The organism is Coleofasciculaceae cyanobacterium (assembly GCA_036703275.1).
Classification (GTDB): domain Bacteria; phylum Cyanobacteriota; class Cyanobacteriia; order Cyanobacteriales; family Xenococcaceae; genus Waterburya.
This window is the reverse complement of sequence record DATNPK010000057.1, coordinates 23,450-36,925: the sequence shown is the minus strand read 5'-3', so window position 1 is coordinate 36,925 and position 13,476 is coordinate 23,450. Positions and strand designations below refer to the sequence as shown.

General features: G+C 40.3%; 10 protein-coding genes and 2 riboswitches. Of the genes, 7 read left to right on the top strand and 3 right to left on the bottom strand.

From position 1 onward, the window contains the following. Positions 1-163 precede the first annotated feature (163 nt). The 6 genes from uvrB (at position 164) to V6C71_10250 (ending at position 8,324) form a co-directional block, all read left to right on the top strand. Entirely contained in the window at positions 164-2,188 is a 2,025-nt protein-coding gene (gene uvrB / locus V6C71_10275) for an excinuclease ABC subunit UvrB (GenBank protein HEY9768866.1), read from the top strand. Between the two features lie 270 nt (positions 2,189-2,458). Continuing rightward, positions 2,459-2,616: riboswitch (cyclic di-AMP (ydaO/yuaA leader) on the top strand. 346 nt (positions 2,617-2,962) lie between these two features. Then, positions 2,963-3,105, top strand: a riboswitch (cyclic di-AMP (ydaO/yuaA leader). An 83-nt stretch (positions 3,106-3,188) separates the two neighbouring features. Further along, entirely contained in the window at positions 3,189-4,022 is an 834-nt protein-coding gene (gene ntrB, locus V6C71_10270; GenBank protein ID HEY9768865.1) for a nitrate ABC transporter permease, read from the top strand. A gap of 37 nt (positions 4,023-4,059) precedes the next feature. Then, a complete protein-coding gene (locus V6C71_10265; protein ID HEY9768864.1) occupies positions 4,060-5,460 on the top strand; it encodes a CmpA/NrtA family ABC transporter substrate-binding protein in 1,401 nt (466 codons plus the stop codon). A gap of 44 nt (positions 5,461-5,504) precedes the next feature. Beyond that, positions 5,505-6,332, top strand: a complete 828-nt coding sequence (locus V6C71_10260; GenBank protein ID HEY9768863.1) for an ABC transporter ATP-binding protein — start codon at positions 5,505-5,507, stop codon at positions 6,330-6,332. A gap of 692 nt (positions 6,333-7,024) precedes the next feature. Then, the gene (locus V6C71_10255; GenBank protein ID HEY9768862.1) at positions 7,025-7,738 is read left to right on the top strand and encodes a calcium-binding protein; all 714 of its coding nucleotides are present in this window, start codon (positions 7,025-7,027) and stop codon (positions 7,736-7,738) included. 94 nt (positions 7,739-7,832) lie between these two features. After that, a complete protein-coding gene (locus tag V6C71_10250) occupies positions 7,833-8,324 on the top strand; it encodes a hypothetical protein (protein ID HEY9768861.1) in 492 nt (163 codons plus the stop codon). Positions 8,325-8,358: 34 nt separating this feature from the next. Here the strand turns inward: V6C71_10250 and V6C71_10245 are convergent, their stop codons facing one another. Further along, a complete protein-coding gene (locus tag V6C71_10245) occupies positions 8,359-10,008 on the bottom strand; it encodes an ABC transporter ATP-binding protein (protein HEY9768860.1) in 1,650 nt (549 codons plus the stop codon). 171 nt (positions 10,009-10,179) lie between these two features. Here V6C71_10245 and V6C71_10240 point away from each other — a divergent pair, with 171 nt between their 5' ends. Further along, on the top strand, positions 10,180-10,398 hold the full coding sequence (locus V6C71_10240; GenBank protein HEY9768859.1) for a hypothetical protein: 219 nt from the start codon (positions 10,180-10,182) through the stop codon (positions 10,396-10,398). A gap of 8 nt (positions 10,399-10,406) precedes the next feature. Here V6C71_10240 and larB read toward each other — a convergent pair whose 3' ends face one another. Both larB and dnaK read right to left on the bottom strand, forming a co-directional pair. Continuing rightward, on the bottom strand, positions 10,407-11,195 hold the full coding sequence (gene larB, locus V6C71_10235) for a nickel pincer cofactor biosynthesis protein LarB (protein HEY9768858.1): 789 nt from the start codon (positions 11,193-11,195) through the stop codon (positions 10,407-10,409). A 103-nt stretch (positions 11,196-11,298) separates the two neighbouring features. Continuing rightward, positions 11,299-13,230 carry a molecular chaperone DnaK gene (gene dnaK / locus V6C71_10230; GenBank protein HEY9768857.1) on the bottom strand — a complete coding sequence of 644 codons (1,932 nt, stop codon included), beginning with the start codon at positions 13,228-13,230 and terminating at the stop codon, positions 11,299-11,301. Positions 13,231-13,476 lie beyond the last annotated feature (246 nt).

The window sequence follows — 13,476 nt, the reverse complement described above, 5'->3', positions numbered from 1 at the left end:
CATCGATTTAATTATTATCGTTTCTTTTTCTCCATCCCCTCAACTTAAAATCGAAATCGTGGTCCAAGATACTATCTTCGTTGTAATATATATCGATAAAACAAATGAACTAATCTGGCAATCTGCGCTATTTTTAAAGATGATTAGATAAATATTTATTTAAATGAGCTTATTTAACCTGCAATCACCCTTTGAACCAGGGGGAGATCAGCCTGAAGCGATCGCCCAATTAACCGACTCATTACAGCAAGGAAACCGCTTTCAAACCTTACTAGGGGCAACAGGTACAGGTAAAACTTTTTCCGTAGCCAACCTGATTACCAATGTGCAAAAGCCAACTTTGGTATTGGCGCACAATAAAACCTTAGCAGCCCAGTTGTGCAATGAGTTACGCTTGTTTTTCCCGGACAATGCAGTAGAATATTTTGTCAGTTATTACGATTACTATCAGCCTGAGGCTTACATTCCCGTCAGCGATACTTATATTGAGAAAACGGCTTCAATTAACGATGAGATTGATATGTTGCGTCACTCAGCAACGCGATCGCTTTTTGAACGTCGAGATGTAATTGTTGTCGCCTCGATTAGCTGTATTTATGGTTTGGGAATGCCCGCCGAGTATCTCAATGCCGCCGTACCGCTTAAACTGGGTATGGAAGTTAATCAACGGGAATTATTGCGAGATTTAGTGACTGTTCAGTATTCCCGTAACGATATTGAACTTGAACGGGGAAGATTTCGAGTCAAGGGAGATGTATTAGAAATTGTTCCTGCTTATGAAGATCGGATAATTCGGATCGAGTTTTTTGGCGATGAGATCGAAGCCTTGCGTTACGTCGATCCAGTTACAGGAGAGATTTTACAAAGTCTGAATGGGATTAATATCTATCCCGCCCGTCACTTTGTTACACCCCAGTCAAGATTAGAAATAGCTTGTTTAAATATTAGACAGGAATTAGAAGCCCGTTTAATTGAACTCGAAAGTGAAAATAAGCTACTCGAAGCCCAAAGATTAGAACAGCGTTGTCGCTACGATCTAGAACTCTTAGAAGAAGTTGGCTATTGTAACGGCGTAGAAAACTATTCTCGACATTTAGCAGGGAAAAAACCAGGTTCACCACCAGAATGTTTGATCGATTATTTTCCTGATGATTGGCTATTGGTAATTGATGAATCTCACGTTACCGTACCCCAACTGCGAGGGATGTATAATGGCGATCGCGCTAGGAAGAAGGTTTTAATCGAGCATGGCTTTAGACTGCCCTCTGCTGCGGATAATCGCCCGTTAAAAGCTGATGAGTTTTGGTCCAAGGTAAATCAGTGTGTCTTTGTTTCGGCAACTCCTGCAACATGGGAATTGGAACAGTCAGAAGATCGGGTTGCCCAGCAGATTATTCGACCTACAGGAGTAATCGATCCCGAAATTTTAGTTCGCCCCACAGAGGGACAAGTAGACGATTTATTTGGCGAAATTCACGATCGCATTGCCAAAGGAGAACGGGTTTTAATTACCACCCTGACGAAAAAAATGTCAGAAGACTTAAGCGAATATTTTGCCGAACGAGATATCAAAGTTCAATATTTGCACTCGGAAATTAAATCAATTGAACGAATCGAAATTTTACAGTCTCTACGCAGGGGCGATGTTGATGTTTTAATCGGGGTCAACCTATTGCGGGAAGGTTTAGATTTGCCAGAAGTATCTTTGGTAGCAATTCTTGATGCGGATAAAGAAGGCTTTTTACGTTCGGCAAGTTCGATTATTCAAACTATTGGTAGGGCTGCCCGTCACGTGCAGGGACAGGCAATTTTGTATGCCGATAATCTGACTAAAAGTATGGCAAAGGCAATTGAAGAAACTGAAAGAAGACGTAATATTCAAATTGCTTACAACAAACGCCACAACATTACTCCCAAGCCAATTATTAAAAATGAAGAGAATTCGATTCTGGCTTTCTTAGATATTTCTCGCCGTTTAAACTCCGAACAGCTAGAGGAAGTTTACGAGAAATCGGCTGAACTATCTCTAGAGAAAATTCCCGCCCTTATCGAACAGCTAGAAGCCAAAATGAAACAAGCAGCCAAAGATCTTGAGTTTGAAGAAGCAGCTAAATATCGCGATCGCATTCTTAAGTTGCGGGATAAATTATTAGGGAGAAGCAGAAATAATACCAATTCTCAAAAATAGCTGGAGAGATAAATCGTCAAATTCGTCAAGCTTCACGATTAATGATCGAGCAAAAACCTAGAATTAGTCGGTAAACAGATAAATCATTTGTGTTCATTGCTGCTGACAATACTAATTACTATCGCGATCGCTAAAATATAATCGAAAGTCACCAGGACTTTAAATTGTGTAACTATGCCCTAGACTTTCTGGTGATAATTTGTCAAAATTGACATCAAAAAGACACCCAAAAGACAAATCAATAGTTTAATTTCTAAAAAACAAATAATGAAGTTCAGTCAGCCAAATCTTACAGTCAAGCTTGAATCACAAGCAAGACTATGAGAACGGGGGATCCAATATTGGGGCTTATTTCTACGGAAAATAGAAAGGGACATCTCTCAGTCCTAGCCCGTCAGCTAACCTCGTCGGCTTTGAGAGGAGATTGAAGGGAAAGACGGTATTAAAATATATTTAATACTTAATTGTTCTCATCAGTATCCTTGGTTACTAACTGCTCTTTACGTAATATTGTGCCTACATTACAGTGCTAATCATAAATCTTAAAGGTTTCATAGCTCTTGAGGCACGTAGCTAACTAAAGGAAAACTAAAAGTATGTTCAATTAACAGCGATCGCCATAAGTGTGCTTTAACTGAAAGAATTTAATTTACAACACAAATATGTGGAAATGTAATTATTTTTACCTAGATGTTTAGAGTGAACGGTACTCCGCCCTCCGCGGTCAAAATCTATCTTATGGTATATATGCATTCTCAGAAATAAAGCACATATTTTATTGCTAAGCCTAATTCAAGTTGATTTAAATAATTAACTCAGAAACGGGGGACCCAAATTTGGGGCGAATCTCGATAGATAGAGAAGGACATCTCTCAGTCCTAGCCCGTCAGCTAACCTCGTCGGCTTTGAGAGGAAACTGAAGAAAAATATTTAAACAATTTTTTATCAGTATTCCTTATCTTTGATACTTCGATCAATTTCAACCATAAGGATTATACATATGAATTTATCTACGTTTGCCGTAGCTGGGCAGTTTGCCTGGAAAAAGGCAAAACCACTAGTTGTTAGAGACACATTTTTATTACCATTAGCAGGTTTTGTCGGATTGATTGCTGTTTGGTGGGCGATCGCCTTATTTCGTCCTGAACTAATGCCCACTCCTCCACAAGCATTGACGGAAAATTTAGATTATATTTTTAATCCTTTTTATCGTCGAGGACCAGGAGATTTAGGTCTGGGTTGGTTGTTGTTAGCTAGCTTGCGACGGGTAATCATCGGCTTTTTAATTGGGGCTGCGGTGGCTATCCCTGTAGGCTTTTTGATTGGAATGTCAAGACCTGCAATGTTAGCGATCAATCCAATAATTCAAGTTCTTAAACCCGTCTCTCCGTTAGCTTGGTTGCCGATCGCTTTAGCTATTTTTAATGTTGCCGATCCTTCAGCTATTTTCGTAATTTTTATTACTTCTCTTTGGTCAACTATTATTAACACAGCCATGGGGGTATCTAGCGTCCCCAAAGACTATCAAGACGTAGCGCAAATGCTAGAAATGCCAGCTTGGAAAAAAATTCTCAAGATTATTTTACCTGCAAGTCTGCCTTATATTTTTACTGGCTTGCGGATTAGTTTAGGGGTTGCCTGGTTGGTAATTGTGGCAGTAGAAATGTTGACAGGTGGAATCGGCATTGGCTTTTTTGTCTGGGATGAATGGAGTCGCCTCAACCTTAGTTCCGTATTTTTGGCAGTATTTGTCATAGGTATAACTGGTTTAATTCTTGACTATATTTTGGGCTTAGTAGAAACCTGGGTAACTCATCGTCCTGCCCGTTCTTAGTTGCCAAATAGCTCAATAAATAATCAGGAGTATTGAAATGAATAACAAAATAAAACGAAGAGCCTTTCTACAAGGCTTAGGAACGAGTGCGTCCGCGATCGCCTTGTCAAGTTGTGCTATTAGTGGTAGTAAAGCCCCCAAAAGCTTAACCAAAGCAGCCTTAGCCGTCGAACCAATTGTCAAGCCTGAAAGTTTAGAAAAACCCAATTTAACTATTGGTTATGTTCCCGTTAATGACTGTGCGCCCTTTGCTGTAGCTTGGCAGAAAGGTTTTTTTCGCAAGTATGGCTTGAATGTAACTTTAAGTCGTGAGGCTAGTTGGGCAAACTCTCGTGATGGTGTCATATTTGGTCGCCTAGATGCCTCTCCCGTAGTTTCTGGTGCAGTTATGAACGCGAGAGCAGGTGCAGAAGGCGCGCGTCATGCTCCCTTGTGTGCTGCGATGACTATTCATCGTCACGGAAATGCCATGACCATGAGTAAAGAACTTTGGGATGCTGGTATTCGCCCTTGGCAAGATTATCAAGGAAATTTAGAGCAATTTGGGCGAGATTTTGATGGTTATTTTCGTAATGCTCCTCCAGAAAAGAGGTCTTTAGCCGTAGTTTTAAGTTCGGCGATTTATGAATACTTTATGCGTTATTTGATCGCAGCTGCGGGTTTAGACCCGGTGACAGGCTTTCGCATTATGATTACTGCTCCACCTCAAATGGTAACTAATATGCGCATTGGCGCAATGCAAGCCTATATGGTGGCAGAACCTTGGAATACCAGAGCAATTTCTGGTAATGAGGGTATTGGCTTTACCTTTGCCCAAGGTAGAGAAATCTGGCGCGGACATCCCGATCGCGTTTTGGCGGTAATGGAATCTTTTATCAATGAGAATCCCAAAACTTACCGTTCTTTAGTTAAAGCAATGATTGAAGCTTGTCAGTATTGCAGTAAGCCTGAAAATCGCACAGAAGTAGCTCAAATTGTCTCGGAGCGTTCTTATACTGGGGCAAAGCCAAATATAACTGGTGCAGGAATTATCGGAAATTACAATTATGGTGGTTTTGACAACCAAAAACGAATTGTTGACAGTATAGCGACTACTATATTCTACGATTTGCCTGCGGAAGTTTCGACTGTTCCCAACGATCATTCTACTTTTTTGTGGCAATCACAAAACCTATGGTTAATGACTCAGGCAACACGTTGGCAACAAATTGCCAAGTTTCCGAAAAATGCCGATAAAATTGCGCGAACAGCTTGGCGTACTGATTTGTATCGCGAAATTGCTAGCGAAATGGGAATTAAGTGTCCAACAGAAGATTTTAAAGTTGAGTCGGCTGAGGCATTTATTGACAATAAAGCTTTCGATCCCAGCGATCCAGTCGGTTATCTCAACAGCTTTAAGATTCGGGCAAATGCACCCCGCTCAATTTTTATGTCTTAAATTTATTTCTGGGCAAGTACTTTAGTTTTTAAAGGAGTTATTAAATGTTTAATTCTACTAGCACTGATATGAGCAACACTATGGTTGATCGCAGCCAAGATGAATTTTTGGTCATCGAAAATTTGATTAAAGCTTTTCCCAAACCTAATGGTGGTCGAACGGTAATTCTCGACGGCATTAATTTAACTATTGGGGCAGAAGAATATATTTCAGTAATTGGTCACTCTGGTTGCGGTAAATCAACCATGCTCAGAATTATCGCAGGTTTGGATAAAGCAACTTCGGGAATAATTACTCTAGAAGGTAAAGAAATTCGTCAACCAGGTGCAGAAAGAATGATGGTGTTTCAAAATTATGCTCTTCTGCCTTGGCTAACAGTCAAAGAAAATATTCGTTTAGCGGTAGATGAAGTGTATAAAAAAGCTACTCGTGCCGAAAAAGTAGATTCAATCAACGAACATTTGGCAATGGTAAATTTAACCGAAGCTGCCGATAAATATCCCGATGAAATTTCTGGGGGGATGAAGCAACGAGTGGGAATTGCCCGCGCTCTAATTACTCGCCCGAAAATGTTACTAATGGATGAACCGTTTGGAGCATTAGATGCTTTAACCAAAAGAAAGCTACAGGCACAAGTTTTAGAAATTTGGGAGAGTCATCGACAAGCAGTAATGATGATTACCCATGATGTAGACGAGGCAATTTATATGTCCGATCGCATTATACTTATGACTAATGGCCCTGAAGCGAATATCGGCGAAATTTTAAAAGTACCTTTTCCTCATCCCCGCGATCGCAAGCAAATTCTTAAGTCACAAGTGTATTATGATTTACGAAATCAGGCTTTAAATTTTCTGGAACAATATCAATAGAGCCATTATGCCAATGCCACCTGAAATCGAAAAATCCGATTGCATCAAGGGTGCGATCGTGATTACTAAGTTAGCTAAAAGCTAATAGCCAACTGTGACAAGTTAAGCTATTGGGCTGTTTGTTAATCGGTCTTTAACTCTTCTTACGATAATTGCTGCGCAGGCATTCGCTCGCCAAATCAATCTTCTTGATTCTTTGATATCCTTTGGCGGGTGAAATTTCTATTTATCAATGATTTAATCTTATTAGATACAATAACTGCCAAATTACTAAAAACTATTGTAATTTTCCAATTTTTCTAGAGCAAAAATTGAAAAGCTTGAACCAATACATAGATAATAAAATAGACAAAGATTAATTGTACTTTTATTAAGCGATCGCCTTTATTTTGATTATAAAATTAATCAAGATAAAATTACTTTTATTGTTTAACTGTTATTTACAAACTATTGATTTCTAAATTTATAGCAAGCTTTATTGCTGAGGAACAATTTGTTTATTTATACGCCATCATCAAAATTTTACTAACGAGCTAAAAAGTTAAAATCTAGTAAAAAAACGTATTTTTTGCTTTATCAACTTTTTTATTTTCATTTCCTAATGTTTAAATCAGGCAAAGTAATTTTATATTTGCTGGCACGATCGAGCCGAACTTTAAAATCATCATCAATTAAAGGAAAAAATATTTAATATGGCTGAATATATTGGTACTCCAGAAAGCGAAGACTTCAGAGTTATTTTCCCTCTAAGTCCAGAGGATGACACCATAGATGGGCGCGAAGGAAACGATATTATTGATGGCTATTTGGGTAATGATGTCCTTTTAGGTTTTGATGGTGATGACACAATTAATGGCGGAGAAAACGAGGACAATATATCAGGAGAAGTAGGTGACGATGTGTTACTGGGCTTTGATGGTTATGATACATTGTTCGGAGGATATGGCGACGACAAACTGTATGGTGAAGCCCACAACGATCTTCTTTTCGGTGGGGAAGATGGTGATGATACCTTGGATGGTGGAGATGGCGATGATGAACTGTTTGGCGAGATCGGCAATGATACCTTACTTGGTAGTACGGGAATAGATACTTTATCTGGTGGAGATGGCGAGGATATTTTAGAAGGAGAACAAGGCGACGACATCCTTAATGGAGGGTTGGGTGCAGATACTTTTGTCTTTTCCACTATTTTAGACACAGGAATAGATACCATCGAAGACTTCTTTTATGATGAAGGTGACAAAATTGAAGTATTAGCTGAGGGTTTTGATATTGATACGGATGAAATCGATCGCTTTGCTTTCGATCCAGGCTCTAGAGAACTTTCATTTGATGGAGAAACTTTTGCAGTTATCGTAAATGATGTCGATTTTATTCCCTCGCAAGACATTGATATTGTCTAAATTAAAACGAGCTTAATCGCTTATTTGCTACGAAACATTATACAGACATCGATCAAATCAAAATGTCTGTTTTTTTCATATTTAACTAAAAATCATGTTAGAAATCATTTGTGCTGGTTCTTTGGCTTGGTCGATTAATGTTTGCCAGGGTAGAGAATCATTTGATTTTGCGTCTCTGGAAAAGGTAAAAATATCAAACGTTATCCAACAAGATATTACTTCAAATCGAGAATGGCTAGCTAAAGGTAAACCTTATGAATCTGAATATAGAAGAGACGCAGACAGAGATAGAGAGCTAAATGAAATAAGAAACCAAGATAGAGATAGAGACAGAATTTATCGCGATGCCGATTGCTATAGACGAGAAGGTGAATATGATGACGAAGATAGAGACAGAATTTATCGCGATGCCGACTGCTATAGACAAGAAGGTGAATATGATGACGAAGATAGAGACAGAATTTATCGCGATGCCGAGCAACGCAGAAGAAGTGAAGGCGAATATATTCAACCTCAACCATCAATAGATTACAGGCAAGATCGCTCTAGAATAGACTACAGAAGATCGGGGTACTATCGACATTAAACTTAATTAGACAGACTTATAGCAAAAATTGCGGTTAAGTTGCCAATAGTGGTGCAGCAGAAAGTAGCTTTTGAGTATAGGGATGTTGTGCTTGGGTAAAGATTTTTTCGGTGCTGTCGATCTCCACAATTTTACCTCCATTCATCACGGCAATGCGATCGCAAAAGAACCTAGCTACCCAAAGATCGTGGGTAATAAACAGATAAGTCAAGTCAAATTCTGCTTTTAACGCCAGCATCAGCTCTAATACTTGGGTTTGCACCGTAGCATCTAGCATACTCACAGGCTCATCACAAATTACTAGCTTTGGCTTGGTAATTAAGGCACGGGCGATCGCAACTCTTTGCTGTTGTCCTCCCGAAAGTTCTTTGGGATAGCGTTGATAGTATTCTGTCGTGGGGATTAAACCAACTTTTTCTAGCATGGCATGAACTTGCTGTTGAGCTTGAGGGGACGTAGCTAATTTATGAATCAATAGCGGATCGCCAATACTTTCCCCTACCGTCATCAAAGGATTAAGACAAGCATGAGGATCTTGAAACACCATTTGTAGCTGTCGCCTTTGACTCCGCATTGCTGAAGCTGAAAGAGTAGTTAAGTCTTGTCCGAGAAATTCAACCTGTCCCGATGTGGGTTTGAGTAACTGGAGAATCGTTCGTGAAAGGGTACTTTTGCCACAGCCTGATTCTCCTACCAATCCTAATATTTCCCCTGGATATAGATCGAAGCTGATATCATCAACAGCTTTAATGACTGATGCTTTTGCTTGAGAAAATAATTGCTGGATTAAATTGGCTTCCAGGGTAAAGTACTGTTTCAGGTTTTTGAGCCGTAGGATAGGATACTTTTTGCTATCGATCGCTTTTGATTCATCTACTGCCTGTAAATGGAGTGCTGCATTTAATAAAGACTTAGTGTATTCGTGCTGCGGCCGCTCGAGAATCGATTTTACAGCTCCTGTTTCGACCATTTTGCCTTGATACATGACCCCAAGGCGATCGCAATATTCTCCTACCAGCGCTAAGTCATGAGAAATCAACAGCAATGCCATATCTCTTTCACTGCATAGTCGCGTTAATTCATTGAGAATTTCCGCCGAAACCGTAACGTCTAAACTGGTGGTAGGTTCATCTGCCACAATTACTTTAGGATTAAGCAGCAGGGCTAAAGCGATCGCAACTCGTTGGCGCATCCCGCCACTAAATTCATGGGGATACTGCCCCCAGCGATTGGCAGGTATTTTGACTGTCCCTAAGGTTTCAACAGCTAATTTCTTAGCGGCAGAGTTGGACAACTGCGGTTGATGGGCTTTAATCGTCTCTAAACAATGATCTCCAATAGTCATCAAAGGATCTAACCGCGTCATGGGATCTTGAAATATTAAAGCGACTACTTCACCCCGAAACTGACGTAATTGGGTTTTATTTAACTCAAAAACCGATTTATCTTGAAAAATAGCTCTTCCTGATACCTGGCTACCTTCTGGCAACAGGCGCATAATTGCCCGTCCTAATGTAGACTTACCACAACCAGACTCTCCCACTAGCCCCATTTTTTCCCCAGGCTTAAGCTCAAAAGAAACATCATCTACCGCCCAAATAGTATTATCTTTTGGGGAACGGCGGGGATAAGCAACTCTGAGATTGGCGACTGACAATAGAGCTTGAGTCATAATCTGAGTCATGGTACTTAGCAATTTTCTGAACGATTAATTTATCGCATTGTAATCAGCTATCGATCAAATTGGCTATAGTTTCTTAATTTACCAGGCAAGTAAAAAATCTCTAGGTTATGATAGCCGATCGAACATTGTCGAATTAAGGTTTGACATTGCCCAATATCTATAGGTTCGGCCATGAATCAAATATCACTCTCCGTTTTGCCTACGGTTCAGCAAAGCAAATTACATCAGTTACAACTAGAAGTAAAAACACTAGAAGAAGTGGAAGATGCACTTAAATGTAAAATGCAGTTAACCGAAGGATATTCATCACAGTCGCCAATTCTCCTTGTTTATGCCCGCGATCGAATAGATCGAACTGGAATTAGATTTGTCCATAACGCCAAAAGCTAGATTGTATACTAATTTACTGGGTTGCCAGTCTGATTAATCTTCTTGGCAGTACGTAATATTTGCCCAGCTAAAATAGCTGCCCCGAAACCATTATCTATATTCACTACGCCAATCCCCGCAGCGCAGGAATTCAACATGGTCAATAGAGGCGCAACACCGCCAAAGCTTGCCCCATAGCCCACGCTAGTTGGTACGGCAATTACGGGACAATCTGCCATCCCTGCCACTACGCTAGGTAATGCTCCTTCCATTCCTGCTACGACGATTAAGACATCCGCATTATAAACAACCTGGCTATTACTTAACAGGCGATGAATTCCTGCAACTCCTACATCCCAAAGACGAATTACGGCAAAACCGCAAAGTTCAGCGGTAATAGCAGCTTCTTCTGCTACGGGAATATCCGCAGTGCCAGCAGTCAGAATGGAAATTGTGCCTAATTGACTGGGAGTTTGAGGTGAAGATAGGGCGCAAATATGGGCATCAGGATAGTAAATCAACTCGGGAATGGCTATTTTTAACTGTTGGTAGACTTCTGCCTCAATGCGAGTTGCCATAACTACTGTAGCATCTTGTCTCATGGCAGTAATAATCTTGATAATTTGTTTTGGGGTTTTGTCTGCACCCCAGATAACTTCGGGAAAGCCCGTTCTCAACTGCCGATGATGGTCTATTTTGGCGAATTCATCTAGAGTTTCAAAGGGTAAATGTTTAAGCTTTTCGAGGGCAGTTTCTGGGCTAATATCGCCTCTGGCGATCGCTTGGAGTAATTGCTTTATTGCTTCTGGTTGAGTCATAGCGGGAAAAAATTTGAGCAAAAAAACAGAGACATATCTTAGTGGATATGCCTCTTGATTAATCTAAATTATATAGTTAGAAGTATTTACCTAACTATGAAGATTACTTAGTTTCAGAAAACTCAGCATCGATGACATCATCGCCACCATTACTACTACTACCACCATCAGCATCTCCTGTAGGGGGTTCTGCCCCAGGCGCACCACCTGCTGCATCAGTTGCGCCGTCACTACCTTGCTGATAGATGTTGCTACCAATAGTGTAGAGAGTCTGTTGCAACTCAGGTAAGAGAGTTTTTATTTTCTCATCATCTTCTGATGCTACAGCTTCTTTGAGGTCTTTAATCAAACCTTCAGCTTTGGTTTTATCATCAGCAGACACTTTATCGCCCAACTCAGTAAGCTGTTTTTCTGCTTGATAGACTAAAGAGTCAGCCTGGTTTTTGCGATCGATTGCTTCACGACGTTCTTTATCCGCACTAGCATTAGATTCTGCTTCTTGTACCATGCGTTCTACTTCATCATCGGGAAGAGTAGATGCTCCAGTAATACTAATTGACTGTTCTTTACCTGTACCTTTATCCTTCGCGGTTACGTTTAAGATACCGTTAGCGTCGATATCAAAAGTAACTTCGATTTGAGGTACGCCACGGGGTGCAGGAGGAATACCGTCTAAACGGAAAGTTCCCAAGCTTTTATTATCTTTACCAAATTCCCTTTCCCCCTGTAGAACATGAATTTCTACGTTAGTTTGACCGTCAACGGCGGTAGAAAAGGTTTCAGACTTTTTAGTCGGAATAGTGGTGTTGCGAGGAATTATTTTAGTCATTACGCCGCCCAAGGTTTCTACACCAAGAGAGAGAGGAGTAACGTCTAGCAACAGGATGTCTTTTACTTCACCTGCTAGGACACCAGCTTGAATAGCTGCACCAACTGCCACTACTTCGTCAGGGTTAACAGTTTGGTTAGGATCTTTACCCAAAACCTTTTTAGTGATATCAACAATCGCTGGAATACGAGTTGAACCACCCACCATAACTACTTCATCAATAGCTTCTTTCGCTAGTTTAGAATCCTTGAGAGCTTGCTCTACAGGAATACGACAGCGATCGATTAGATCGGAACAGAGTTCTTCAAACTTAGCTCTAGTTAGAGAAACATCTAAGTGTTTAGGTCCATCCTGAGTCGCTGTAATGAAGGGTAAGTTAATATCGGTCTGGGTTGCACTAGAAAGCTCTATTTTGGCTTTTTCTGCTGCTTCAGTCAAACGCTGTAAAGCTTGATTGTCTTTACGTAAATCGATACCTTCGTTTTTCTGAAACTCGCTCGCTAGGTAATCAACAATTTTTTTATCGAAATCGTCACCACCCAGGTGCGTATCTCCAGCAGTAGCGAGTACTTCAAATACGCCATCGCCTACTTCCAGAATAGAAACGTCAAATGTACCACCCCCTAAGTCAAATACCAGGATAGTTTCATTACTTTTCTTATCTAAGCCGTAAGCTAGAGACGCTGCGGTAGGCTCGTTAATAATCCGCAATACTTCAACCCCAGCAATTTTACCAGCATCTTTGGTTGCTTGACGCTGAGAATCGTTGAAGTAAGCAGGAACGGTAATAACCGCTTGAGTGACTTTTTCTCCCAGATATTTGCTAGCGTCTTCAATTAGTTTGCGTAATACTTGAGCCGAGATTTCTTCTGGTGCAAACTGCTTATTTTGTGCGGGACAGTTAAGCTTAACGTTACCGTTATTATCTTTAACTACTCCGTAAGCTACTTCTTTGGTTTCGTTAGTTACTTCATCAGATTTACGTCCAATAAAACGTTTAACCGAATAAAAAGTGTTACCAGTGTTCATCACAGCCTGGCGTTTAGCAATCTGACCAACTAAAAGATCGCCATTTTTAGCATAAGCAACAACTGAGGGAGTAGTTCTAAAACCTTCCGCGTTAGCGATAACAGTGGGTTTTCCCCCTTCCATCACTGCTACACAAGAGTTAGTAGTTCCTAAGTCAATACCAACAACTTTTGCCATACTCTAATTAAATACTCCGAATTTAACAACAAAAACTAAATTTTTTTTTTAGGCAGTCAACGTTGCATCGCATTACGTCATGCAATATACAATGCGCTGTAGATGATTCGTGACTCTTAATGGTTTGCTAGACTCCCTTCAGTTTTCACTTCATCTTTATACATAGTGCAAGCTGATGATAGGTCTTAGGTAGTGTAGTTTTCCGAACCTTGAGGTGACGGTTGTAAAGAAGTTGCCCAATAATTA